This is a genomic window from Helicobacter brantae, assembly GCF_003364205.1.
In the GTDB taxonomy this organism is placed as follows: domain Bacteria; phylum Campylobacterota; class Campylobacteria; order Campylobacterales; family Helicobacteraceae; genus Helicobacter_G; species Helicobacter_G brantae.
In genome coordinates this window covers 160,957-187,548 of record NZ_NXLV01000001.1, presented here as the reverse complement: position 1 = coordinate 187,548, position 26,592 = coordinate 160,957, and the positions used below count along the sequence as shown (strand labels likewise).

Sequence of the window (26,592 nt, the reverse complement as noted above, 5' to 3'; positions counted from 1 at the left end):
ATCATCTCCAAATTACAAAAAGGATAATTTTATCCTATAAATCAAAGAGTTCTTTTGTATTTTTCTCACACTGCTCTGAAATTTGCTCCACAGGGATTGCTAAAATCTCTGAAATTTTTTGCAAAACTAGAGGGATAAACTTTGGCTCATTTCTCTCTCCACGATGTGGGTGGGGAGTAAGATAGGGAGCGTCAGTTTCTAGCACAAGGCGACTAAGTGGAATCTTTGGCAACACTTCAAGCAATCGCCTTGCATTTTTGAAAGTCAAAACCCCTCCGATTCCATAAAAAAACCTCTCTTTAAACTCTAGCAAGACTTCATCAGCATTGAAGCAGTGAAATACCCCTCTAGCTTTGGGATAATGCCTCAAAATTTCTGCTATATCATGACTTGCTTCTCTTACATGCAAGATTAGAGGAAGATTGAGCTTGATAGAAAGCTCAATTTGCTCTATCAAAACCCTTTTTTGCTCTTCCCTCTCCTCTTGCTCTCTTCCCTCACTCAATCTAAAATAATCAAGCCCACACTCCCCCACAGCAATACACTTCTTCTCCTCACACATTGCCCTCACTCTCTCAAAGTCATAGCTCTCTAAGTGATAGGGATGAACCCCACTAGCAAAATACACCTCTTCATACTTACTTGCAATCGCTTTGGCATATTCTAAATCCTTCAAATCTGCCGCAGGGATAACAAACCTCTTCACTCCCACAGCTTTGGCATTGTCAATCACAATCGCCAAATCTTCTCTAAAAACTTCACTATCAAGATGACAATGCGTATCAGTGATCATTTTTTTCCTTTTGCTTTTATAATCAAAAGAAATTATATAATTTTGCAAAACAAAAAAGGCAAGATATGTTTAGTGGTTTGATCCGAGAAATTGCAGAAGTTAAGAGTTTCAAAAACAATACTTTAGAAATCCTCTCTCCTTATGTTCCAAATATTGGGGATAGTATCGCTATCAATGGAGCTTGTCTTACTGTTGTAGAGATTTATAAGTGGGGATTTTCCCTCAATCTTACTTCTCACACTCAAGAGAAAATCGCCATAGAAAATCTTAGAGGTAAAGTGCATTTAGAACCTGCTCTGCGTTTTAGTGATAGACTTGATGGGCATATTGTGCAAGGGCATATCGATGGAGTGGGAGTGCTTACTCATATCAAAAAAGAAAGCTCTCAAACACTCTTTAATATCAAGCTCCCCCCTCATCTTCATCATCTAATGGTAACTGATGGCTCTGTGAGTGTTGATGGGGTAAGTCTGACAATCACAGACTTCTCAGCCCCCTATCTTACCCTTACCCTTATTCCTCACACACTCCAAAACACTCTCTTTCACACCTACAAACCCAATAGAAGAGTCAATATTGAAAGTGATGTGATTGTGAGGAGTATCGCTCATCTTATGGGCAAAATGAGGAAAGGATCGTGGGAGAGATTTGACGCTCTCACTCTAGGATACTAGAGATGAAAAAAGCCGCTGCCCTAGCTTACAATCAAGCCTTGCATAATGCTCCCAAAGTCCTTGCTAGTGGCAAAGGGGCAATCGCTCAAAGCATTATCTCTAAAGCCAAAGAGTTTAATATCCCCTTATTTCAAAATCAAGTTTTAGTAGATTCTCTGCTTGGTCTTGAAGTAGATGAAGAAGTCCCAAGTGAGCTATACTCTGCACTTGTAGAAGTCTTCATTTGGCTCAATGATTGTGAGAAAAAAGCTCAGTTGAGTAGAGAGTAGTTGCAATACATTGCACTTGTAATGCAAGTGTTTATATATAAAATGGCATAATAAATAAAAACAAGGAGCAAAATATGGCAACGACAAATATCACATTTCGCACAGATTTACAAGACAAACAAGAATTTGAAAAAGTTATCAATTCATTGGGATTGAATCTAAGCACAGCCTTCAATGTCTTTATCAAAGCTGTGATTAGAGAAAATGCTATTCCTTTTGAGCTTAGAGGTGCAAGTCATTTTCCAAATACAGAAACACAAAAAGCGATAAAAGAAGTAGAGGAAAAAATAGATTTGCAACCCCTCAGTATAAAAGAGCTAAAAAGTCTAAAACAAAATGCTTAAGATTTTGAGGACAAAAATTTTCATCAATGATTTTCAAAAAACTCGTTTCAAAAATCACGAATTTGAAAACCTAATTCTCTTTCTCTCAATCCTTCAAAGCAACAATCAACTCCCCACCCACGCAAAAAATCATCCCCTTCAAGGGGAATACAACCAATATCGTGAATTTCATATCGGAAGTGATTTGCTTGTTATTTATAAGATTGAAGATAGTGTGCTTTATCTTGTAAGGATTGGCACACACTCTCAACTTTTTAGGTAATCCCCTAAAACCTATACCCCACTCCCACACTTCCACTCACATAAGTTTCATTGATTTGCTTATCTTGATTATCTCTCTCCCCTAATATCCCTTGCTTTACTCCTAGATTTAAATCAATGCTCCAATCCTTTGAGATTGCTACCTCTCCTCCTAACAGGATTTGAGCATAAGTTTTAAGAGAAGGAGAGAGGGAGAGAGATTGAGAATCTATCTCTAAGCTCTTTTGAGAGTGAAACAAGTCTTGCTCAATACTTAGGAGAGAATAGAGAAATCCTTGATTTGCAAATGTTTTTCTAAATTCTACTCCTACTTCAAGAGCAGTGCTAAAGTTAGTTTGAGAGCCAAAGTCTTTTTGGATATCTCCACTCTCTCTAAAGCTTGGAGTGTAAGAGAGGGATAAAGAGATTCCTAAGAGGGGTTTAACTCTAAACTCTCCCTCTAAAAAGGCATAACCATAAGTGGCTTTGAGTTCTGAGAGAGAAGAGAGGAAGTTTGCACTACTCTTTGAAGACAAGGCTTGTGTATCACTCTCTTCTGAGATGATTGAGAGAAGAGAGTTAAGCTCTAAATCGATTTCATTGCTTTCTTTCTCTATCCTTGAATACACTCCAAGTTTGAGATTGTGAGAGTTAAGAGAGAGGGTGGAGAGGGGAGAGAGGGTATCATAAGCATAAGAGAGATATACTCCCAATAAAGTATTGCCTAAAGCCTTATCATATCCTAGATTAAATCCATAACTTGCTCCAATATTACTTCCTAGTAAATTAGCTCCTCCAAAGGCATTAGCCCAAAGAGAGTTTGAGAGAGCTAGAGAAGTATCTGGGATAGATACAGCACTCTCTTTACTCAAACTCACTTGAGTGTCTTTGAGAGAGAGTGAGTTTGAAGGATTAGGAGAGTTTGGAGTTTGATGATTGTCTTGAGAGTTTGAACTCTTTTTAGGAGCAAAAGAGAAAGAGGCAAATCTTGAAGACAAAGCCAAAGCTGTAGGAAGATCATTTCTTAAAAGTGAGAGAGAGTGAGAGAGTGAAGTGATATTGTCTTTGACTTCATTAATAAGCTCTATGGGAGTATTATTATAGCCTTGCATTAGAGTATTGACAAAATTTACAGCCAAAAGATTATTGCTAGAGTTTTTAATGCTTTCAGCCAAAGCATTATTTACCCCTTCTTTGATAGTAGAGAGTTTAGAGTCAATATTATCAAATCCTGTGGTGGAGAGGGTGGAAGCTCTAGTAGAACACATTGCAATTAGACTAGTTCCATCAGGATTGATTCCTTGAGATTGGAGGTAGGTGAACAAGGCGTTTTGTACTTCGGTATCACCATTTTCTTGTGCATTTGTGTAAAACCATAATGCAAGATTATTTTTTTCTTCTTCAACAATTTTTTCTATTTTGTTGTTTTTTGCATATTGAGTTAATGTTGCGTTTGCAAAAAGAGAATTGCCTACGACTTCTGGTGTAAACTCATATAATCTGCTTACTTGTTGATGTACAGATGGTGATTTATTATTTCCCTCACTTACATCTACAAAATCTCTTAAAAAATATGAAGTAAAACCAACAATTTCTTGTTGCCCCTCTAGAGCAACCCCACCAAGTGCAGTCAAAATTTTATGCTCTTTTATATTATTCTGTCCTGAAACAAAAACAGCAATATAAGCATCTTTTATCAAGGCTTCTTTAGTGACCACAAAATTTGTCTGTGCATCAGTCCTTGATCCAACCACAAGCTTTCCACCATCAATACTCAAACCACCCCTAAGAGTGAAGCTAAACTCAGTTTCTAAAAGATTATCAATCTGTAAAAACCCATCACTCTTAACAAGAATGTCTGTCTGAATATCTGCCTTGCCATAATTATTTCCTTGAAAAATAGCCAATGAGGCTTCTCCACGAATTTCTTCCCCTGGTCTTTCATTTTCGAATGCATATCTCAAATTGTGCCCTCCACCAATTTGCAATGTCTTTGCAACAATATTTAAATCCCCTTGTATATTGGTAAACTTTACAGCCTTTCCAGTATCCCCACCCAAACTCCAATCAGGTCTGTTGTGTCGTGTAGTCATAAAAGAATCTAATACAATCGTAGATGTTGGCGTATTAATACTGATAACCGAAACATCAGAATCCAAATTATTATCATGGGTTAACCCTGTAATCCCATCATACCAAGCATATGCACTCCATTTATCTGCTGAAGTTTTTTCATAGGTTTTAAAAGTTATAGTAGATTTTTGAGGAATTTGGGTTTTGCCTAACGAATTTTCTTCGCTAATGCTAAAAGATCTATCTGATGAATTAAACTTTGCATACAAATTTCCCTCATTTTCATTGGGCTGATTTGTTAAAGGATCAAGTGTCGGAGTAAAAACAATATCACTTGCACAAAGCACTTGAGCAAGAGCAAGACTTAGAAGTAGAGTTTTTCCTTTATGAGGGGGGGGGGGTAATAAACATTTTCTGTCCTTTGTATTGAAATTCAAAGGCAAGATTTTAAAATATTTTTCCTTAAACCCCACTGAAATTTTAAAATTTACCCCCACTTTTTATTTATTCAAACACAGCAATCACTTCTCCCCCATATCGCTTCTCCATAAAGTCTTTGACTTTTTGAGATTTGAGGTGTTTGATGAGCTTGTTGATTGCCTCTTGCTTATCTCCTGTATCCACCCTTGTGGCAATGATATTGGCATAAGAGGAGCGACTATCCTCTAGGGCTAGAGCAGATTTGTGAGAAAGTCCTGCTTGGAGAGCATAGTTACCATTGATGACCACTGCGTCCATATCTCCTAGGATTCTAGGCAAAGTGGCTGCGTCCATTGGAATGATTTTTATTTTTTTAGGGTTTTCAATGATATCAAAAGTAGTAGAAGAGAGATTGCTAGGATTTCTAAGCTTGATTACTCCCTCATTATGCAACAAAATCAACGCTCTTGCCCCATTGGTAGGATCATTGGGGATTGCCACTTTTGCATTTTTCTTCAAAGTCGCAATACTTCTGCACCTCTTACTATACACTCCCAAAGGCTCGATATGAATCTTGGCTTCCTCTTTGAGCTTTAGCCCACGATCGGCAATCATTTTCTCCAAATATGGCTTATGCTGGAAATAATTTGCATCAATTGAGCCATCATTTAGAGCAAGGTTTGGTGTAACATAGTCAGAAAACACCACCACCTTTAGCTCTACGCCATCTTGAGCCAAATCTTCTTTGATAAACTCAAGGATTTGAGCGTGAGGCACAGCAGAAGCCCCTACTTTCAACTCCACAGCACCCAAAAACGCAACCCATACCCCCAAAAATACACCTAATATTTTTTTCATTATTTACTCCTTATCGTTTTTTTCTAATCCAAGATACGAGGTAATCCCCACAGCTCTGAATCATCTGCACCATTATGACAATCACCACCACAGCCCAAAACAGCACATTTGGCATAAAGGTTTGATACCCTAGCCTTATAGCCAAATCTCCTAGTCCCCCTGCCCCTATCGCGCCTGCGATTGCTGAATAACCGATAAGGCTGATGATTGTGATTGTTATAGCATTGATGATTGAGGGCAAGGCTTCTGAAATCATCATCATAATGATACTAAACTCATTTGCCCCCATACTTTGAGTGGCTTCTATCAAGCCACTATCCACCTCATTTAATGCCCCCTCAATCAACCTAGCCACAAAGGGGATAGCTGAGAGTGAAAGTGGCACGATAGCCGCTGTCGTGCCATAGCTTTGCCCCACGATAAACTTAGAGAGTGGCAAAAGCAAAATAATAAGAATGATAAATGGAAAACTCCTTGTGGTATTCACAAGCCACCCCAAAACCTGATGAAGCCAAAAGCAAGGCAGGATTCCATCTTTCCTACTCACACTCAAAACCACTCCCACAATCAGTCCAAAAAACAACGCCACCACACTTGAAACACTCACCATATACAGCGTTTCAAGTGTCGCATCAAACAATCCCTCCACCAAATAAGAGGGAAGATAAAAAAACTCTTTTAACATCTCACACTCCCTCCAAAATATCTCTTCATTGCTCTATCCACCTCACTCTCTTCTCCCAAAAGGCTCACTTGACTCTCCCCTCCCTCTTTGATGATTTGTATCTCCACATCAAACTCCTTTTGCAAGTCAAAAAGGGTTTGGAGTTGCAAATGATAAGAAGAGATATTTCTTTGAGTGAGAGCCAAAGGGGTTTCACACTCTTTTGCGTGAGAGAGGATTTCTTGCGTGCATAGGTGTTTGGGAGAGCTTAGCACCTCTTGACTTCTCCCTACTTCTACAATCTCCCCTGCACTCATCACACACACCCTATCAGCAATTTGCTTGATGACTTCGATTTGATGAGTGATAAGAACGATTGTTAGATTCATCTTGCTTTGAATCTCTTTGAGAAGTTTGAGGATTGAATGGGTGCTTTTACTATCCAACGCACTTGTTGCCTCATCACAGAGCAAAATCTTTGGCTCATTAGCCAATGCCCTTGCGATAGCCACCCTTTGCTTCTGCCCTCCACTTAGCTCTGAAGGATAGTTTTTTGCTTTGTCAGCTAGTCCCACAAGCTCTAAGAGCTCACCCACTCTTTGAGGGATTTTATCCTTGTGCCAATGGGCGATTTTGAGAGCAAAGGCGATATTATCATAGACATTTTTAGAGCTTAGAAGATTAAAGTGTTGAAAAATCATTCCAATCTTTCTCCTTCTTTTTCTCAAAGTGGTTTTATCAAGAAGCAAGATATTTTCTCCATCTACAAACACCTCTCCACTGCTTGGCTCTTCTAAGCGGTTAATTAGTCGCACTAGAGTGGATTTCCCTGCACCTGAATATCCAATAATTCCCATAATCTCATTTGCCTTAACTTCCAAATCGACATTTTTAAGAGCATAAAAACCATTTGGATAAATTTTTTGAATATTTTTTAGCCTAATAATAACACACCTCTCAAACAAAAATTTTAAGAAGCATACTACAAAAAAATAAAAATACAATATGATTTTGAAAAAATCTGCTAACGATTACATAAAATTTTGTAAATGCACTCTCTACAACTTGAACGAGTCGTGCATTTTTCAAACTCCCTCTCCTCAATCATTTCTTTTAAAAGTGTTTTTAGCTCTGCTATATGCTCTTCTAGTTTATTATCAAGGCAGAGTTTTTTGCCATTGATGAAATAAAACCCCACCTCCACAGGGAAGCTAGGATACTTCTCTCTTGCATACAATCCATAAAACGCACTTTGAATGGGCTCTATGGTGTTTGATTTGCCAAGTTTATAGTCTAGCACCCTCACACGCCCCTCAATCTCCTCTATCCTATCCACTCTTCCCCAAAGCCTAAACCCCTCACTCATAAACTCAAACTCTCTCTCAAGCTCTAAGATTTTGGGATTTTTACTTTGGATTTTGAAGAAATGTTGCATATATCTTAGGGCTAAACCTAGCTCCATTTTCACTAGCTCATCACTGCCCCTCTCAATCTCTTCAAACACCAATCGCTCAAAAACCTCTTTAGCCCCACTTGGATTTTGAGAATATGCAAGAAAAAGAAAATGGTGCAACAAACTCCCCACACTCAAAGCCACACTTCCCTCTTCTTCGCTTTCTTTAAGTTTTTTGAGATAACGCCAATAAAACTTCCTCTTGCACTCTCTAAACATCTTGACATTACTTGCTGAAAATCTAAACTCCCTATCCAAAAACAGCGTTATCTCATCTTCTTTATAGACGATCTCTTTTCCTTTGGCAAAAAGAGTGTAGTTGTTTCTCTCAAAACTCTTTACCCCCACTTCTTTGGCAAATGGAGCTAAATGCCCCTCAATATAGACAAGCTCAACCCTTTGAGTGCGTTTGAAAATCTCAAGATAGTAGTGTTTTTGAAGCTCTTCTCTATCTTGCAGGGTTGGGATAGATAAAGCACTTCTAATCTTGGAGTTCAAAAACATATCGCTTTGGGTGATTTTGGGGATATTTTCTTGATTGAAATCCACAATAATTGCCCTCTCAAGCTCCATTCCCCTTGTCTCTAGAACCCCCACAACCCTCACTTTCCCCCCTTTGCTATCATCAAGTCTAAGATTTTCAATCTCTTCTAAAAATAGATAAGCAATCTCTTTGAAGCTAAGAGTTCTCATCACCTCCCCTATCCTCTCATAAGCATACAAAATCTCATCAATACTTACCCCCAAACTTTGAGGGATCTCACACTCCCTCACTCTTTGGATAAACTCTTCCAATCCTCCACCCTCTTGGAGTGCTAAGGTTTCAATCTCTTTTTTTAATCCCTCATACTCAAACCCCATTGCAAAATTGAGATTTCTTACTCTATCTGTGGCAAGTAAAAAGTCTTTGAAATCCTCTTTTGGCAAAATCACTGCGATTTTCTCTGCCTCTATCCCCTCTTCTAGCCATTCCTCAATCCTCTGCAAGACAAAAGAGCATTGCTCCACTCTCAATTCACAGCCATAAGCTTTGGGCAAAGCAAGAAGTCTATGAGGGATTTTCTCTACAATCTCCCCACTAGGGAAGCTAATCTTATAGCTATAATCAGGCTCAAGTTTGCAGAGAAATTCAAAATGCTTTTGGTTATATCTATCAATATTGAGATGAAAAAAGAGGGGGACTTTTGAAGAAATCTTCTCTAAAATCTCTTTCTCATAAGGGGAGAGAAAGCCATCAAGATAGATTTCTATCTCCCTAAATGCACTCAAATATTCATCTAAGATCTCATACTCTTTTGCAAAATCATAAAATCCCCTATCCCCTAGCTTCTGCTCATATCTCTCTTCAATCTCCTCAAGCACCCTCAAATGATCTTCATAATCTCCATAAATATCTTTTTGGGGAATGTCTTTAATGCTGAGTTTGTGCTGATTGAGTTCATTGAAGAATTGAAGCAAGAATGGAGAAGTCTCTAAAAATCCTAAAAAATTTCTCTCAAAAAACAATAGCTCCAAATCTTTTTGAGTGAAATTAAATTCCTTTAATACCTCAATCAAAAAGATTTTTCTCAAAAATGAGGGGATTTTGACTTTGCCCCTCACCACAATCACTTCTGCAAAAAACTCCCCCAGAAGCATACATTTAGGCAAAAACCCTCTCTCTTGACTTTGCATAAAGCTCTGCATTGCCCTTGCGTTTGAAAATAAATGAAGCTTACTCATAACTTCCCCTATTTGTGGATTGCTCCCACCCCTTTTTGTAGGATTAGAGTTGTTTGGCAACCTCTAGGATATGCTCTACACTAAATCCAAAATGAGCAAATAGCTCATCTCCTTTGCCTGATTCTCCAAAAGTTTGCATTCCTACCACAATCTTGGCATATTTATACCACTCTAGCCCTCTTGAAGCCTCAATCGCTATGGTTTTCTCTCTATCACTCAATACACTCTCTTGATAGCTTCTCTCTTGCTTTTCAAATAGCTCAAGGCAAGGCATACTCACCACCCTCACTCTCTCTCCCCTCTCACTTAGTGCCTCTGCACTCTTTAGTGCAAGAGAGAGTTCAGAACCTGTGGCAAGTAAAATCACACTTGGATTCTCACACTCTCTCACCACATATCCCCCTCTCTCTACTTTGCTTCTCTCCACCAAAGGCAAGACTTCAAGATTTTGGCGACTTAGCACAAAAGCACTAGGAGCTTTTAGTGTAAGTGCGATTTGCATACAAGCGACATTTTCATTGGCATCAGAAGGGCGGAAGACATAGAGGTTTGGCATAGAGCGAAAATGTGAGAGTTGCTCAATGGGCTGATGAGTAGCACCATCTTCTCCTACTCCGATGCTATCGTGAGTCCAAATATAAAACACTTGAGAGTTCATAATACTTGCCACCCTCACACTTGGTGCCATATAATCACTAAAGACAAAGAATGTCGCACAATAAGGCAAAAATAGCCCATAGTTTGCAATCCCATTACAAATCGCTCCCATAGAATGCTCTCTTACACCAAAATGCAGATTTCTTCCTTTGGGGAAATCTCCCTCTCCTGCTAGAAGAGTATTGTTTGATGGGCCTAAATCTGCACTTCCCCCCAAAAATCCACGATGCACTTTTGCAATGGCATTGAGAATCTCTCCATTGCTTACCCTTGTAGCAATCTTTTTGCCCACCTCAAAGCTAGGATAAGCAATCTTTGAGAAATCAGGATTAAGAAGCTCTTGGATTTTTTCTCTCTGCTCTTTGCTTAATCCCCTCTCCCACTCTAGGTAGCCCATCTCTCCTTTGCTAATAGCTTGTCTAAAAGCCTCTCTTACCTCATCGCTCACTACAAAGCTCTCTTTTGGATCAAGTCCCAAAGCCCTCTTGCTCTCCTCTATCACACTCTCCCCTAAAGGTGCTCCGTGAGTTTTATGACTCCCCTCCATTCCACACGCATTTTTTCCTATGGTTGTATGAGCGATGATAAGAGAGGGTTTGTCTGAAGCTTTGGCTTGAGTGAGGGCTAAATCAATACTTACAAAATCGTGTCCATCACACTCAAACACCTCAAAACCTTGAGAGATGAAACGCTCTGTGATATTCTCACTCAAAGCTAGTTGGGTATCACCCTCAATCGTGATTCTATTACTATCATAGATGAGAATGAGATTATTTAGCTTGTGGTGTCCTGCAAGAGAGCAAGCCTCATAGCTTATCCCCTCTTCCAAATCCCCATCTCCACAAAGACAGAAAACATTGTGATTGATAACACTCTCCCCTAAAATCTCTCTAGCATATACACTTGCCATCGCAAATCCCACTGCATTTGCTACCCCTTGTCCTAGAGGGCCTGTAGTGATTTCTACGCCGTGAGTGTGTCCAAACTCAGGGTGTCCTGCAGTTTTACTTCCAAGTTGGCGAAAGGCTTTGAGATCTTGCAAACTCACATCATATCCCCACAAATGCAAAAGAGAATACACCAAAGCTGAGCAATGCCCACCACTGAAAACTACTCTATCACGATTGAGCCAATTGCTATGAGTGGGAGAGAGTGAGAGATGGTGAGTGAGAACCACTGCTACATCAGCCAATCCCATAGGAGCACCGGGATGTCCGCTATTGGCTTTTTGCACCATATCTGCTGATAAGAATCTAATCGTATTTGACATTGCTTGAAGACTTTGAAGATCTTGCATATTTTTCTCCTAGATGAATTAAAGACTAAATTTTACATTTTTTTATGGGGTGAAAGAGAGTTTTTGATCCAATCCCTCACAAATTCTCATACCAAAAAGCACAATAAACCACGAAACATAAATCCACAGCATTGCAAAGAGGATGAAAGAAATTGAGCCATAAATGGAGCTATAAGATTGATTATAAGCCACATAATACACAAACACCCATTTAGCGATATTCCACGCAAGGGAAGTGAGGGCTGAGGAGATAAGAAGGGATTTGAGCGTGATTTCTTTGTTTGATGAGATTTTAAAAAGCACTACAAACATCACCCACCCCACAAGCAAAGGAGAGAAAGGCAAAACAACACTCAAAAATCCACTTCCCTCCCACAACTCCCTAAACTGAAATGCAAAATAAAACGACACTCCAAGCACCAAAGGAAAGAGCGTGATTAAAGTCCAATAGAGTGAAAGAGAGTTGAAAAAACTTCTAGGCTTGGAGTTGAACATTTTGGAAGTGATATACTCATAGTTTCTAAAAAACATAATAGAAGTAAAGACAATATACACAAACCCCACTACTCCCATCCTAGAGCTATTTTCTATCAAAGGATCAATCCAAGCAGAAATCATCTCAATATGTGTAGGAATCACATTAGAGAGGATAATCTCTTTGAACTCTCCAAACTTTTCTTGAAAATTTGGAAGCAAAAAGAGAATTGAGCTGACAATCAAAAGCAGGGGAATGAGGGCAAAGATAGTATAAAAACTCAAAGATGAAGCATAGACAAAGAGTTCATCTTCGTGTGTGAGGAAATTATAGAGTTGCCAAAACTTCTCTTTGAGCTTCTCAAATCTTATTCTCTGCACTCTTTTGCCACCTTTAGCCCATACCCTTCAAGCATAGAAACCCCCTTCTTTGCCTCCACTATACTTAGCCCATAGCTCTCTAACATATCCAAATCCCTCTTAGGACTCTCTCCTGCTGTGGTGAGATAGTTGCCTAGCACAATCGCATCAATCCCTGAGCTAAACATACTCTTCTGATCCTCTCCAAACACCACTTCTCTCCCCCCTGCAATCATCAATCTTGCATTGGGCAGATACTCCCTGCTTAAAGTAATGCACTCCAAAGCCTCTTCTACACTCATTTTCTTCTGCTTGATTGGAAGAGCAGGATTGGGGATAAAGAAGTTGATAGGCATTGAGTGAGGGGAAAGCTCTCTTAGGGCTTTAAGAAGCTCTATGCGATGATTCCACCCCTCCCCTAGCCCAAAAATCCCACCACTACAAAGTCCAAGATCAGCCCTAAGTGCATTCTCACAAGTCTCAAATCTCTCTTCCCAAGTATGAGTAGTGCAGATTTGAGAGAAAAAGCTTTGAGAAGTTTCTAGGTTGTGGTTGTAGCTGTCAATCCCGCTTTGTTTGAGAGCTTTGAGCTTATCCAAATCTGCCCTACCACAACAAGCAATAAGATGAATATCTGAAATTTCTTTTTTGATTTCTTTAGCAAGGGAAGAGATATATTCACATTTTTTATCATCAAGCCCACGCCCTGAAGTTACAAGACAGAATCCCACCATTCCATACTTTTTCAACTCTTTTGCCTCTTTGATGACTTGAGCAGGTTCTTTGTATTTGTAGCGTGCTACCCCTGTATCGTATTTGGCACTTTGAGTGCAATAAGAACAATCCTCACTGCACCCTCCACTGCTAACATTGCTAATCGAGCATAAAAAAATTTCTTTTTTCATTGTCTTGCCTTGAATATCTTAGTATTGATTTTTGAGTATTGTATCTTAAGTTTTGAGGATTTAAGAATAGGCATCAAGAAACAAAAAAGAGGTATAATCTAAGATAAATCAAAACAAAAAGGCAAAATATGCAAATCGAATTATCCAAAAAAGCAATCACAAGAATTCAACAAATCCAAAAAATGGGAAATATCTCTAATGTCAATGCAATTCTCAATCGAGCAATTGAAGAGTACTATCAAGAATACAAAGACGACTTAAAAGCAATCAAAAAATACGAGCAAGGCAAACAAAAAAGATTTTCTGCCTCTTCAGTGCATAATAACTGCCAATGACTTTTGAATACACAGAAGAAGCAAAGAAGGAATTTCAAAAACTAGACACTCAAACCCAAGAAAGAGATGAGATTTGTATAATCCTATGTATTGATATTGGCAAAAGAGATAAAATCTATCAATAGCCCACCCCCTCTAAAACTCAATCAAAATTCTTTTGAATGATGAAGTGGATATTCCCACTCTTATGGATTATATCAAGCATATCATAGCCATAGTTTTTGGCATCTATGGGAATAGTGTGGATTGTTTGAGGGCAATCACTGACTATCTCTAGCACCTCTCCTCTTCTCAACTCTTTTAAAGCCTCAATGCCTTTTATCGCAGGATATGGACAAGACTCTCCTTTGAGGTTGATATGATAAGTTATCTCATAGTTTTTCATCTAAAACGCTCCCTTCTTCACTCTCTCTTGCTCTTTTTTCTCAATCACAAGCACCACAACCAACAGCACCATAAGAAGTGCATAATTCACAAACAACCCTCCATAATTCCCAAAACTCTCCAAAAGATTGATTTTGGGAAAAGAAGTAGCTAGGACTTCATCATACCAATCCCAGCTATATGCTAGTAATACTGAGCCAATCAGATTGCCAACCCCCACGATTGCATACTGCACTTGCCCTCTCATCGCTCGATAAAGCCACCCACACTCACAACCTCCTGCTAGAACAATCCCAAAGCCAAACAAAAATCCACCAAAAACTACATTTAGCCCCACCCAAGTGATTTTGGGAGGGAGTCCTAGCATAATGAAAGCAAAGATTCCAAGAGTGGAGATAAACATTCCTAGCACAATGGCTTTGGCAACCATTCCACGCCCCAAAAGAAACAAATCCCTAAAAGCTGAAGTGAAACAAATCTGCCCCCTAGCGATAACAAAACCAAAAGCTAGTCCAAATAAAGATGCCACTCCAAGAACAGATTTTTTCGCTCCATAGCTATCGCCTTGCATAAGCCACGCCACTACCCCCAAACTCACCACCAAAAGAGCCACACCCCACACAAAGGTATCCCTCTTCTCTTTGGGTTTGCTGACAAATGCTCCTTTTTGTAGTGTCGCTTTGGATTGCAAAAAAGGCATTTGGATAACCTTTGTCCCCACATAAATCCCCAAAATACTCATAAAAGTAAAAACCCAAGCGTGGAAGCTAAATTGAGGAATGCCTGTAAAGAAACTTGCAAGATTGCACCCCATACCTAGCCTTGCACCAAACCCTGCGATAATCCCACCAATGAGGGCTTGAGTCATTCTCATTTTGCTTGCAGGCATTGTGAGATTGAATCGACTCGCCAAAAGCGTGGCAATCAATGCCCCCACAAACATTCCCACAAGCATTACCCCATCAACTCTCTCCCACCAACTCCCCTTATATCCAATCACACCAAAGTATTCCCAACTCCTCACTTCTACACCAAAAAACTCCAAAATCCCTCCACCCCAACGCGTGAATTCTCCTGTAACAGCCCAATGCTTCCCTGTAATCCCGAAGTAATAAGTCGAAAGCAAAGCAAGAAGCAAAATCGCATAAAATGGATTCCAAAACTTGAGCAAATAGCTCTCTTTAAAATGTCGCCACATTGATAAATATCCTTGTATTGTAGTATTCAAAGGATTTTTTAGATTGCAAGATAAAGAAGTCTAAAAAATGTATTGTCAAGCCTTGACACTAGCAGGAGAAAATTCTAGCAAAAATTTAAATATTTTGAAATATTTGTTTGATTTTTGTGATTTTTTGACAAAAAAGGATTAAATCAAATCTCTCTCAAACTCCCTAAAATACGATACTTTGCTATCCCCCCCCCCCAAGTGGGAGATATATTTTTATCTTGATTTACTCTTCGTTTATGGTAAAATAATGTCTTTAAATCTTTACAATGTAGGAGTAAAAATGAAACTAATACACATTTATGGGGGGGGGGGTAGTAACTAATTCTGATACCCTCTCTTCGCAATCTTCAGTCGCTAAACCTAGCAGATTTTTTAAACCTCTTGTTGCAAGTTCTTTAGCTCTTGCTTTGGGGGTGAGTGTAGGAATGGCACAAAAAATAGGTGGCGATGGGACAAATACTGGCGATAGTGCAACAACCACAACAGACAAGTATTTTGTTGTAGATTCTGGAACTCTACCAAATAGTCCTACTTTAGGAACTCTTTCCTCTGGAAATGGAGAGAATGGGAACAAGATTGATTTGATTTGGAGTGGAGCGAGCGGGCTTGTTTATCACGATAACTCAAAAGGATATGGTGGGAGCATTAAAGCAAAGGGTGTGGTGGTTCGGTATGGAACAGACAACAATCATACACTCAATATCACTGGAAGTAATGCCTCTACGACAAACTTTGAGTTCATAAATTCTACTTTTATAGGAAATATCCTATCTCAACAGAATGCAAATACTACAAACACTTTCCAAGGCAATGGAACATATACAGGGGGAGATAGTATTGCCTATGCCTTTGTAGGAAATATTGTAGGACAAGGACAAGGTTCTAATTTAAAATACAATTTCACACAAGGAGCAAACTTCAAAGGCAAAATCTATGGAGAAGCAGGAACTATCAATGTCGTTTTTTCAAATGACACCAATACTAGCAATACACTAAAAGGTGTGATTGGTAGAGAAGCTGGTGAGGGATATACCAATGTAACTTTTAACAACAATGCAACAATCCAAGCTGATGGAAGCATAGCAAATGATGAGTATAAAAATAGTGGGGGTAATTTTCTTGCTTCTTTTGCTGGAGATGGAAGTTCCAAAAACACTCTTACCTTAGAAGGTAGCACAAACAATCTGACAGGAAATGTTTGGGCAGGAGTTTATGGAGGAGGAAGTTCAGCGACATTGATTGATATCAAATCAGGTGCTACTACAACCACATTGCAAGGGAATATATCAGCAGTACGCGGTGGAACAAATACGATTCAAATTGCCTCTGGAGGTTTTTCCCTCACAGGAGCAATGAGTGCTATTCTAAGTAACAATAAGAATTCTAAGTCATACAATGCAATTAAATTCTCTAATTCAGCCACAGGAACTATTACTGGAGATATCACTTCAAATGGAGCTATAAATTACATTACCAATACGGGGAGTGGAAATATCACTATTGGAGAAAATGACAGAACCAACAAGCTTCAAATGAGTTTTGAGGGAGGAGGCTCTGGATCAAGCATTTATATCACTGATTATGATAGCACTCAAAATGGTGGTTTTCAGCAAACGCCAAGCACAGGAGTTAGAACAGGTGCATTGACTCTTACTCTTAAGCAAATTATTTTTGAAAACACCACTGGAGGATACCAAAAAGGAGTTGGACAAAATCTTTTTATTGATTACAATCAAGGAGTAGCAACTATTGACTCAGGTGCAGAGAATGATCAAAGTATCAAATGGACTAACCAACACGGCAATACTGTTGTAATGAGATTTAGGGATATGACTGATGCCACCAATTCCACCATTACCATTGGATCAAGTGGAAACAATAATGGAAAACTCTCAACAAGTGGAAATAGTGGAAAAGCACTTTTCCAAGCTCACACTATCAATGCCTATGGAAATATTTCTTCAAACTATGGATCTCAAACTATTGTATGGGGTAATCAAATTGATTTACACGGAGGAAGCATTACCTCTAGCTCTGATGGAGAAACACAAAAATCAAAAAGTATTGTTGTGGCCGATGGATCTAGTGCAGTGATAAAAGCTGATAGCGTCCAAGTAACTAGAGAAGGACAAGCTTATATTTTGCTTAAAGCCTCAACATCAGCACAAATCATAGGACAAAATAATGCAAAGAGCACTTTTTCTCTCACTTCAACAGGGGGAGGAGCTAATAATAAAATTTTTATTACAGATTACGACAGCACAGAAAATGGTTTTGATGAGAGTTTTTCCACCAACACTAGTGCCTCATTTAATCTTGATACCACTCAGATCAGAATTGCCAATGCCAATTCCACTAACAACGATGCAACTGGACAAACTTTTGTGCTTGATACATATCAAGGAAATGCAGTTATTAATAGTGGCACAACAGCTCAAAGTGTCCAACAATCAGACAAGGGGCACACTTTTGTTATACGCTTCAGAGATAAAACAAGTAGCTCTATAACAATTGGACAAGATGGAGTAAAAGATAGCAATAACAACACAATCCTTAATGGAAATATAAGTGCGAATGGAACCAAAGCCATTCTTTGGTTGGAAGCAAAAGATGTGAAGGTGTATGGAGATATTGGCACTTATGGTGGAACTTCAACTATCAATGCCCAAACAGCAAATGTCGCAGGAAAAATCCTAACCAAAAATGGAACTCTTACGATTACGGGAACAGACACTAGTGGAGCAAACGCTCTGAGTGCAAAAGCTATCTATGGGCATAGCGATTACAGCGGTAATGGAACTTTCACTCTTAATTTTTCCAATGGTGGTTCTCTTACAACAGCACTTATTGCAGGAAATAAATGGGATGGAACAGGAAGTGCAAGTTTTGTCAATACTTTAACGATTGACAACTCCAATGCAACAGAACAAAATGTCCTAATCAGCGTGATTGATACTACATCTACTGACACCCTTAAAGTCGTAGGTGGAAGCTTTGTAGAAAACAAACAACTTTCCAATACCGGTGAAAATGGAACAATAAACCTCAACGGAAATGTGGCAATTTTTGCAAATACAGCTACATCCAAAAACACAATCAGTGTCAAAAGCAATGACACTTCAACAGCTCATATCGTAGGAGATATTATTACTGTTGTAGGGGAGAATACTATTGCACTCTCAGATTCTAATTCGTCTGGACAAACTCCTGCAATCATTGGAAATATCCAAACCAATAGTGGAAATACAAATATTTCTTTAGAAAATTCTCTTTGGGCTCCAAATAATCTTGCTATCCCAACAGGCACAGGAAATCAAGCCTTGCTTAAATCCTATGTAGATACTTATGGCACAGGAGAAATCACCACAAATGGTGGAAGAACCACATTGGTTTCAAGATTGGGAAGTGATCTTGTAGGAACTATGGATGACACACACCCCTTAGTCTTCAAAGTTAATGCCAATGGTGGAGAGAGCAATATTGTAATGCAGATTACCTCAACAATCAATCTCAACACTCAAGCTGTCATCAACTATGCCAATGGTGTAACCAATATGGTATTTGCCAATAGCAATGATGGTGTTCAAGGTGAGGTTGTGGGTGGAACAACTGCAAAAACTAGAGATGTAACTACTCTACCAGCAGAATCTTTTGCTTCAAGCGATACAGACTCTTCGGTCAATAAATTCTTTGGACTCACTTACCAAGATGGTGTGAAATTCAAACTTGAAAACAGAGTGGTTGAGTTTGGGAATGAGAGTGTTTCTCTAGTTGAACGCTATGGAGCACAATTTAGAGCACTCAATGACAATGGAGATGTTCTCACAATCACCTCAAAGAGAACAGATGCTACTGATACAGGAATATTCACAGGTTTGGCAATGGGAGAGATTAGTTCTTTGGCTACTTCTACTACTCCAACACAAAAAACCTACAATAACACCCTTACAGCAAATTCTGCTTTTGTAGGAAGTATTACCCTTGACACATCATCAACTTCAGTCCTCACTATGGAAGCAAACACCAAGCTTATCCTCACAGGAGATAAGGCTACAATGGCAACCCTCACTCTAAGTGGAAATCAAACCACAATTGATCACAATCAACTCCAATTAGAAACATTAGGACAAACCAATAATAGGGTTATCAACCTTGCTACAAATGGTGGAAGTGCAAGCTCTATCGCTACAAGAGAAAACTTCAGACTCCTTGAGATTGGAAGTAGTAATGGAGCAAACAAAGCAACCACAGGACTTCTAGGAGAGGCTAATGAGAGCATTGTATTTATGACTTATGTCAATCCCAATGCAAATCAAAGCAAAGCAACTCTAGGTGGAGAACAAAAAAACAATACTTATGGCTACTCCTATGCAGACAGAATCATTATCCACAATGTTTCTCAGACTTCAAGCTCAAATACAACCCAAGCAAAAGGTGAAGATTCTGTCTATATGCAATTTGCAGTCAATGCAGATACAAATCTTGGAGCTATCAAATACAACGATACTCTAAATAGTGATAACAAAGGTGGAACAGCAATCGAGGGCAATGTGGCAATCCTTACTGTGGCAAACTCTACAACCAATACAACAGCAGAAAACGCTCTCATCAAGCTTGAAACTCAAGATACACTTCAAGGATTTGATGTTATTGGAGGGACAATTAAGGGAGTGGCAACAGATGCAAATGGTATAGCAAATGGAGATGCAAAGACTGCCACAGGTGATTACACCACCTACTTCATCACTAGTCTCTCTACCACAGGAGCAGACAGCTCTATTCAAGACACCACAGCTTCAGCATTTGCAACTAGCCTAGATATTTTTATGGCTAACTTCAACTCTCTCAATAAAAGAATGGGAGAGCTAAGAAATAATGACAATAGCCAAGGTGCTTGGGCAAGAGTATTTGGTGGAGCTCAAAGCTCTAGCTTTGGACTAGGAAGCAAAACTAGTTATGTAACCACTCAAGCAGGATATGACTATGCTTTTGGATTTGAAGGAGCCAATAACTACCTAGGGGTTGCACTTGCTTATAGTTATGCAAGTTCTAGCACCTCAAATGCTACCAACACTCTCAATGGAGTAAGCGAGGGAATTGAGGGAGATCTTAAATCCAATATGGTAGAAGTAGCACTTTATAACTCTTATGTTCAAGATGAGGGTTGGTATAATGATAGTATCTTCAAATTCAACTACATTATGAATAGCTTCAGCACAACTGGAACTGCGATGGGCAATTCAGTAAGCACTGATACCTTTGGTATTATCTTGAGTGATGAGTTTGGATATCGATTTAGACTTGGAGGAAACAATGAGTGGTATATCGATCCACAAGCTGAATTCTCATTTGGTTATGTCAATGGCACAGAATACACTCTTACAAGTGGATACTCTACACTTCTAGCCAAAAGTGATGCGATGATGCAACTTAGAGCTAGAGCTGGAAGTAGCTTTGGATATGACTTCAAAAACTTCACAGAAGGCAAAGCGATTAAAGCAAGTGTATATGTAGGAGCATTCTATGAGTATGATTATCTCAATGGTGGAGATGTAACACTCACTACAAATCTAGGAGGAGTTAATAGTCTTCAAAGCTCACTAGCCTCTGATGGAAGAGTAGTGATGAATGTAGGAACCAATATGACTATCAAAGACAATACTAGAATCTACTTTGACTTTGAGAAAAGCTTTGCAGGAAAAATCAATACTGATTATCAAGTCAATGTAGGAGTGAGATATAGCTTTGGAGAGAATACTAGCTATACTCCAATGGGAGTGAAAAAAGAAGTTGCTCCTCTTAAAGTAAGTGATGAGAATACACAAACACCACAAGAGAGCAAAGAGAGTGTAGAAGAGAACTCAAAGCAAGAGAATGCAGAGCAAACTCAAGAGAGTAAAGAAAATAAGGCTCAATAAAAAAAAAGGGGGGGGGGTGGAAAAAGGGGTGGGAAACTCTCAAAGAGAGGTATCACAAAGCCCCTCCATCTCTTCTTCAGAGCTAAAACCTCTTTGGATAAGAGTGGAGAGGTATCACAGAATTTTTCATCTAAAATCTTTGGATTTAAAAAGGGGGCAAGATTCTATCAAACACAACCCCCTAGAAATCAACGATTTTGGAGCAACCCTACCCCAAACTCTCACTTCTCTCCATAAGCTCAAAATACTGCTCTAGCTTGGCTTCATATTCCCTCTTGCATTCTTCTAGCTCATTTGCGATACTCACAATTCCCTTTTGCTCATAGATTTTTGGATCACTTAGCTCTAATTCAAGTCGCTTGATTCTCATCTCAAGCCCCTCAATCTCTTGAGGCAATAGCTCCAATGCCCTCTGATCTTTATAGCTTAGCTTAGTGGGGGATTTGGCTTTTTTCTCCTTTTGCTCTCTAGCAACCTCTTTTTCTATCAAAGCATACTCTAATAGCTCTTTTTTGTCTTCTAAATACTCACTATAACTCTCATATCGCTCTACTACCTTGCCCCCACCCTCAAAGACTAGGAGCTTTTGAGCGATTTTATCTACAAAATACCTATCGTGGCTGACAAAGAGGATACACCCCTCAAAGCTCTGCAAATACTCCTCTAAGATATTGATCGTATTGATATCCAAATCATTTGTAGGCTCATCTAAAATCAAGCAATCATATTCCTTGGTAAAAAGCAATGCCAAAGCCACACGATTTTTCTCCCCACCACTGAGCTGGGAGATTTTTTGAGTAAGAAACTCTTTGGGGAAAAGAAAGTTTTTGAGATAGCCATAGACATGCATATTTTTATCACGCACTTGCACCCTATCCCCACCATTGGGACAAAAAGTCTCTAGGATATCTTTGCTCTCATCTAGCATTGCTCGGTGCTGATCAAAATACCCTATCCTTACCTCTCCCCTCTTAAGCTCTCCACTATCATATCCGCTCTCCCCTAACAAAACTTTCAGCAACGAGCTTTTGCCACTCCCATTTTTCCCCACGATTGCGATTTTATCTCTTTGCAAGATTCTAAGATTGAGATCTTGGAAAAGCACTTTATCCCCTAGTTTTTTATAGAGGTTATGAGCTTCAAAAAGCATTTTTTTGTTGTTTCTACCCTCTTCTTGATTGAATGCCTTTCTCTCCCTCTCAAGCTCTAGTTTCATTTTGTTAATGATTGAGGGGTTGGTTTTGGCTTTTTCTCTCATCTCAAAGATTCGCTTTTTTCTCCCCTCATTTCTCTTCAGCCTTGCCCTCACCCCTCTTCTTAGCCATTCCTCTTCGCTTTTGAGAAGTTTTAGTAAGACTTCGTGCTCCTTGCTTAATGCCCTTAGCATTTCCTCTTTTTTAGCCAAATATGAGCTATATCCCCCCTCAAAGCTTGTAAGCTTTGCATTCTCAACCTCAATCACCCTTGTAGCAAGGTTTTCGATGAAATACCTATCGTGGCTGATAAAGAGCAGAGAGCATTTTAGAGAGAGAAGTTTTTGCTCTAAAAACTCTACCATTTCTACATCTAGGTGGTTTGTCGGCTCATCAAGAAGTAAGAGATCACATTGTTTGAAGAGGATTTGAGAGAGTGCTACCCTTTTTTGCTCCCCACCACTAAGGGTATCAATGACTCGATGACGCAAGTCCTCTAGCTCAAAGTGAGCAATAACCTCCTCTACTCTTGCATTCAAATCCCACGCATTATGCCTATCAATATACGCACTCAAAGTCGCATATTCATCTAAAAGTTTTTTCTCTTGGCTTTTTTGAAGCTCAAGATTGACAATCTCTAGTCGAGTATGGGCTTTTTTTAGCTCATCTAAACTCTCCTCTATCGCCCCCTCAACGCTCATTCCTCTAGGAAAACTTGGGATTTGAGGGAGATAGGCAATTTGAAGATTGCCAAGAGTAACCCTCTCTCCACTCTCTATATCCTCACAACCCATAATGATTTTGAGTAAGGTGCTTTTGCCACTCCCATTTTTCCCCACAACAGCGATGCGTTCCCCCTCTTGGATACTTAGAGAGATATTTTTGAGAATATCTTTGTGTTCATAGGTTTTGGTGATTTCAAAAAGTGAAAGAAGTGCCATTAGGGATTAAGCTCTTGATAGTGTTTTTGATAAACCTCTTTCATTTGCTCTTCCATTTTCTCATACCAATTGCTTCCCTTCTCAGGAGTGAAAGCTTCAAGAGCGATAATCCTAGCTTCTTTTCCTGTGGTTTGCAATGGAGAGGTGTTGAAGAGCTTGACAGAATTGACAAGCACGATGGGTTGGACTTTGAGGTTGTATTTTTCAGCCAAAACCTTTGCTCCACTCTTAAAGGGTAGAAACCCTCTCTCATCTTTGCATCGTGTTCCCTCAGGGAATATCACCAATGGGCGACCTTGCTCAAGTTTGTTTTTTGCCTCTTTGAGTAGATAAATCAAACTTGCTTTATCCTCTCTATCAATAAGTATCATCTCAGGGCCTGTGAGTGCATAGCCATAAAAAGGGATTTCTCCTAGTTGTTTTTTGGCAACCCAGCAAATGTTTTGAGGGTGCAGGGCTTCTAGGAAGATGATATCTACCACAGATTGATGATTGAGCATTAAAATATCAGCACTCTCATCAAATGCTCCATAAATCTCAAGCTTGAAGCGATTGAGTGGGAAAAACACCCTACACCAAGTCCGTGCAAAACGCGAATTATTTTTGCGAAAAACAAAATGCATAAAAAACATAATGATTGCCAATCCTATGGCAATGCTAATCATTGTAAAAATTCCTCTAATCTTACTTGCAGTCATCTTTTTTTATCCAACCTATCCTTGAATCACCTAATTTCACTTTGTAATACTCCCCACGCTCACCGATTACTTCAGCATTCATCTCATAATCGACTTGCTCCAAAATCGTGGAGTTTCTTGTAGGCAAGATTGCCACAATGCTATTTTGTCTTAGCACGATATGTTTATTGCCTTCAAATTTCAAAAACACATAAATTATCAATGCCACAGCAACCAAAACCAAAATGATTGCCAAAAACTTTTGTTTGCGAAAATATATCGCACCCACAAAGAGAAGTAAAGCCAAAATCCCAAAAATAATATTGCTAAAGATTAAAAAAGTGTTTTTTGGCTCCAAATCTGATTGGGTGCTTACTCTCTCTGTCTTGACAACAATAGGCAGTGCAATCTCTTCATAACGCAATGCCTCAGAGTTGAAATAACTCACTCGCAATTCTTGAATATCTCTAGGAATCACAGCATAATAAGTGCCACTAAGCTTGTTTTGATTGAGGATTAAATCCCCATTAAACCCTTGTCGCTCAATATTGGGAAGTTTGAAATCCTCAAGATTGCTTCTAGTCCCCACCAAATCAAAGACAACGATATTGCTCCATTCATCATATTTTTTTGCTTGGATATTGCTGATAGTCATTTTTTGAGCCACCACCCCACAATAACGCTCCCCTCCCAAATCCACAGCTTCCATTATCACTCCCTCGGCACTAGAGGTATCTGTATAGCTTTCATCTTCAGAGAGTGCGATGATTTTAAGTGTGGGAAGTGCAAAGCTTGGAGATTTGATTTTGAAAAGATAGGTATTCTCATAGGTATCATCATTGATTTTTTTCCAAGTTGTATTGGGATTGAGTAGCTCTACACCCTCACTCAACTTGGGGTTTTCATTGGGGATAAACTCCACATCAACCAAAGTCGCATTGGAGAAAAGCAAAAGAGTGTATTTCACCTCAATCTTCTCTCCCACATAAAACTCTCTACCCTCAAGTTTGGGGGGATTGTATTTGAGATAAACGATTTTTGAATGCTCCTCTACCCCCAATAAGCCTAAAACCAAAGCAAGAAAAAAGGCTAAGATTCTCAAAGCAAAGCCCCTAGCATTGCCATTCCATCAACCCCTCCAAGCACTTTCTCAATCGCTCTCTCAGGATGAGGCATAAGCCCAAAAACATTTTTTTCTTTATTGCAAACCCCTGCGATTCTTTGCACAGAGCCATTGACATCTTCAGTGTATTGCAACAAAATCTGTCCATTATCTTGCAAGCTCTTCAATCCCTCATCGCCAATATAGTAGTTCCCATCAGCGTGAGCGATAGGCAATGTAATCTCCTCGCCCAAACGATAAGGAGAAAGGAAAGCATTGTCATTATTACTCACTTTGAGCTTCACATCTTTGGCAATAAAACTCAACCCCTTATTGCGATGCAAAACCCCCTCTAGCAATCCACTCTCTGTCAAGATTTGAAAGCCATTGCAAATCCCAAGCACTCTTCCCCCACAAGAAGCAAACTCTCTCACTGCCCTCATCACCCTAGCTTCTTTGGCAATCGCCCCACTTCTTAGATAATCCCCATAGCTAAACCCCCCTGCCAAAACCACTAGTCCCACTCCACTAGGCAAAGAACTCTCAGTATGCCACACATAGCTTACCTTTGCCCCCAGCCTCTCATAAGCATATCCCATATCCAAATCACAATTTGTCCCAGGGAATCGTAAAATCGCTACACTCATAGCACTATCTCATAATCTTCAATCACAGGATTTGCTAGAAGCTCTTGACACATTTTCTCTACCTGCAAGACTGCTCTCTCTCTATCCCCCTCTTCTATCTCAAGAAAGATGCTTTTGCTCATTTTCACATCTTTGACGCACTCAAACCCCATAGAATGCAGGGCTGAACCAATCGCTTTGGCTTGAGGATCTAGCACACCATTTTTAAGCATGATTTTTACTTCAACTCTCATTTTCCCTCTCCTTTGATTCTATGCAAAACTTCCTCATAAGCATTTTTGACATCACCCAAATCTTGACGGAATACATCTTTGTCAAGCTTTTTGCCTGTGTGTTTGTCCCAAAGCCTTAGATTATCAGGACTTAGCTCATCAGCCAAAAGCAACTCCCCCTCCTCACTGAAGCCAAATTCAAGCTTGAAATCAACAAGCACCAAATCTCTTGAGATAAAAAATTCACTCAAAATCTCATTGATTCTTTTTCCCATCTCTCTTAGCTCTTGCAATACTTCTCTATCCCTCACAGCCCCTAAAATCAAGCAATGCTCATCATTGAGAAGTGGATCACCCAAAGCATCATCTTTGTAATAAAACTCAACAAGAGCAAAAGGCAGACTTCTCCCCTCCTCTAGCCCCAATCTCTTAGTCAATGAGCCTGTGGCAATATTTCTGACAACCACCTCTAGGGGAATCATCTCTATCTTTTTGCATAGCATAATGTGATTTTCAATTAGCTTGACATAATGTGTCGCTATCCCCTTGCTCTCTAGCAACTCAAAAAGGGCTTGAGAAATCAGACAATTTAGCTCTCCCTTACCTTTCTGCTCTCCCCTCTTTTGAGCGTTAAACGCTGTCAAATCATCTTTGAACTCTGCTTGAATATACCCTTGCTCTTGAGTCAAATAGAGCTTCTTACCTTTTCCTTCATAGATTAGCATTTCTTCTCTCCTTTTTGGATTTGAGAC

General features: G+C 39.4%; 23 protein-coding genes. 6 read left to right on the top strand and 17 right to left on the bottom strand.

Going from position 1 to position 26,592, the window contains the following annotated elements:
- Positions 1-34: 34 nt before the first annotated feature.
- On the bottom strand, positions 35-793 hold the full coding sequence (locus CQA58_RS00835) for a TatD family hydrolase (RefSeq protein ID WP_115568811.1): 759 nt from the start codon (positions 791-793) through the stop codon (positions 35-37).
- 65 nt (positions 794-858) lie between these two features.
- Here CQA58_RS00835 and ribE point away from each other — a divergent pair, with 65 nt between their 5' ends.
- From ribE to CQA58_RS00815, 4 genes are all read left to right on the top strand, one after another.
- Positions 859-1,467 (top strand): riboflavin synthase, encoded by a 609-nt coding sequence (gene ribE, locus CQA58_RS00830; RefSeq protein WP_115568810.1) that lies wholly within the window; start codon positions 859-861, stop codon positions 1,465-1,467.
- Positions 1,468-1,469: 2 nt separating this feature from the next.
- Positions 1,470-1,736, top strand: coding sequence for an EscU/YscU/HrcU family type III secretion system export apparatus switch protein (locus tag CQA58_RS00825; protein WP_115568809.1), 267 nt, complete (start codon positions 1,470-1,472; stop codon positions 1,734-1,736).
- A 74-nt stretch (positions 1,737-1,810) separates the two neighbouring features.
- The gene (locus CQA58_RS00820) at positions 1,811-2,080 is read left to right on the top strand and encodes a type II toxin-antitoxin system RelB/DinJ family antitoxin (protein ID WP_115568808.1); all 270 of its coding nucleotides are present in this window, start codon (positions 1,811-1,813) and stop codon (positions 2,078-2,080) included.
- Positions 2,073-2,342 (top strand): type II toxin-antitoxin system RelE/ParE family toxin, encoded by a 270-nt coding sequence (locus tag CQA58_RS00815; protein WP_115568807.1) that lies wholly within the window; start codon positions 2,073-2,075, stop codon positions 2,340-2,342. The genes CQA58_RS00820 and CQA58_RS00815 overlap by 8 nt, the downstream gene beginning before the upstream one ends.
- Before the next feature lie 4 nt (positions 2,343-2,346).
- Here CQA58_RS00815 and CQA58_RS00810 read toward each other — a convergent pair whose 3' ends face one another.
- The 8 genes from CQA58_RS00810 to CQA58_RS00775 all read right to left on the bottom strand — a co-directional run bounded on the left by CQA58_RS00810 (position 2,347) and on the right by CQA58_RS00775 (position 13,203).
- On the bottom strand, positions 2,347-4,740 hold the full coding sequence (locus CQA58_RS00810) for an autotransporter outer membrane beta-barrel domain-containing protein (RefSeq protein ID WP_147288588.1): 2,394 nt from the start codon (positions 4,738-4,740) through the stop codon (positions 2,347-2,349).
- 157 nt (positions 4,741-4,897) lie between these two features.
- A complete protein-coding gene (locus CQA58_RS00805; RefSeq protein WP_115568805.1) occupies positions 4,898-5,671 on the bottom strand; it encodes a MetQ/NlpA family ABC transporter substrate-binding protein in 774 nt (257 codons plus the stop codon).
- A 10-nt stretch (positions 5,672-5,681) separates the two neighbouring features.
- Positions 5,682-6,356: a methionine ABC transporter permease gene (locus CQA58_RS00800; RefSeq protein ID WP_115568804.1), complete on the bottom strand. Its 675-nt coding sequence runs from the start codon at positions 6,354-6,356 to the stop codon at positions 5,682-5,684.
- A complete protein-coding gene (locus tag CQA58_RS00795) occupies positions 6,350-7,300 on the bottom strand; it encodes a methionine ABC transporter ATP-binding protein (RefSeq protein WP_245942722.1) in 951 nt (316 codons plus the stop codon). The genes CQA58_RS00800 and CQA58_RS00795 overlap by 7 nt, the downstream gene beginning before the upstream one ends.
- Before the next feature lie 59 nt (positions 7,301-7,359).
- Positions 7,360-9,510 carry a PD-(D/E)XK nuclease family protein gene (locus CQA58_RS00790; RefSeq protein ID WP_147288587.1) on the bottom strand — a complete coding sequence of 717 codons (2,151 nt, stop codon included), beginning with the start codon at positions 9,508-9,510 and terminating at the stop codon, positions 7,360-7,362.
- A gap of 43 nt (positions 9,511-9,553) precedes the next feature.
- Complete coding sequence (gene tkt / locus CQA58_RS00785) at positions 9,554-11,464, bottom strand: transketolase (RefSeq protein ID WP_115568802.1); 1,911 nt, start codon at positions 11,462-11,464, stop codon at positions 9,554-9,556.
- Positions 11,465-11,506: 42 nt separating this feature from the next.
- On the bottom strand, positions 11,507-12,319 hold the full coding sequence (locus tag CQA58_RS00780) for a YihY family inner membrane protein (protein ID WP_245942720.1): 813 nt from the start codon (positions 12,317-12,319) through the stop codon (positions 11,507-11,509).
- Positions 12,307-13,203, bottom strand: a complete 897-nt coding sequence (locus tag CQA58_RS00775) for a biotin synthase (protein WP_115568801.1) — start codon at positions 13,201-13,203, stop codon at positions 12,307-12,309. The genes CQA58_RS00780 and CQA58_RS00775 overlap by 13 nt, the downstream gene beginning before the upstream one ends.
- Positions 13,204-13,331: 128 nt before the next feature.
- Between CQA58_RS00775 and CQA58_RS00770 the strand changes: the two genes are divergently transcribed.
- Positions 13,332-13,538 (top strand): hypothetical protein, encoded by a 207-nt coding sequence (locus tag CQA58_RS00770; protein WP_115568800.1) that lies wholly within the window; start codon positions 13,332-13,334, stop codon positions 13,536-13,538.
- A 142-nt stretch (positions 13,539-13,680) separates the two neighbouring features.
- On the opposite strand, the gene yedF is transcribed toward CQA58_RS00770, so the two are convergent.
- Positions 13,681-13,923, bottom strand: coding sequence for a sulfurtransferase-like selenium metabolism protein YedF (gene yedF, locus CQA58_RS00765; protein WP_115568799.1), 243 nt, complete (start codon positions 13,921-13,923; stop codon positions 13,681-13,683).
- On the bottom strand, positions 13,924-15,120 hold the full coding sequence (yedE, locus tag CQA58_RS00760; protein WP_115568798.1) for a selenium metabolism membrane protein YedE/FdhT: 1,197 nt from the start codon (positions 15,118-15,120) through the stop codon (positions 13,924-13,926). It abuts the gene before it with no gap.
- Positions 15,121-15,449: 329 nt separating this feature from the next.
- Between yedE and CQA58_RS00755 the strand changes: the two genes are divergently transcribed.
- Positions 15,450-21,068: an autotransporter outer membrane beta-barrel domain-containing protein gene (locus CQA58_RS00755; RefSeq protein WP_115568797.1), complete on the top strand. Its 5,619-nt coding sequence runs from the start codon at positions 15,450-15,452 to the stop codon at positions 21,066-21,068.
- A 208-nt stretch (positions 21,069-21,276) separates the two neighbouring features.
- Here CQA58_RS00755 and abc-f read toward each other — a convergent pair whose 3' ends face one another.
- From abc-f to purC, 6 genes are read right to left on the bottom strand one after another with little or no spacing between them, the layout of a single operon-like run.
- On the bottom strand, positions 21,277-23,202 hold the full coding sequence (gene abc-f / locus CQA58_RS00745; RefSeq protein WP_115568795.1) for a ribosomal protection-like ABC-F family protein: 1,926 nt from the start codon (positions 23,200-23,202) through the stop codon (positions 21,277-21,279).
- Positions 23,202-23,900, bottom strand: coding sequence for a lysophospholipid acyltransferase family protein (locus tag CQA58_RS00740; RefSeq protein ID WP_115568794.1), 699 nt, complete (start codon positions 23,898-23,900; stop codon positions 23,202-23,204). Before CQA58_RS00740 ends, abc-f begins: the two co-directional genes overlap by 1 nt.
- Positions 23,887-24,981, bottom strand: a complete 1,095-nt coding sequence (locus CQA58_RS00735; protein ID WP_115568793.1) for an SH3 domain-containing protein — start codon at positions 24,979-24,981, stop codon at positions 23,887-23,889. Before CQA58_RS00735 ends, CQA58_RS00740 begins: the two co-directional genes overlap by 14 nt.
- Positions 24,978-25,628 (bottom strand): phosphoribosylformylglycinamidine synthase subunit PurQ, encoded by a 651-nt coding sequence (gene purQ, locus CQA58_RS00730; protein WP_115568792.1) that lies wholly within the window; start codon positions 25,626-25,628, stop codon positions 24,978-24,980. The genes CQA58_RS00735 and purQ overlap by 4 nt, the downstream gene beginning before the upstream one ends.
- The gene (gene purS, locus CQA58_RS00725; protein ID WP_115568791.1) at positions 25,625-25,861 is read right to left on the bottom strand and encodes a phosphoribosylformylglycinamidine synthase subunit PurS; all 237 of its coding nucleotides are present in this window, start codon (positions 25,859-25,861) and stop codon (positions 25,625-25,627) included. The genes purQ and purS overlap by 4 nt, the downstream gene beginning before the upstream one ends.
- Positions 25,858-26,565, bottom strand: a complete 708-nt coding sequence (gene purC / locus CQA58_RS00720) for a phosphoribosylaminoimidazolesuccinocarboxamide synthase (protein WP_115568790.1) — start codon at positions 26,563-26,565, stop codon at positions 25,858-25,860. The genes purS and purC overlap by 4 nt, the downstream gene beginning before the upstream one ends.
- Positions 26,566-26,592: the final 27 nt, after the last annotated feature.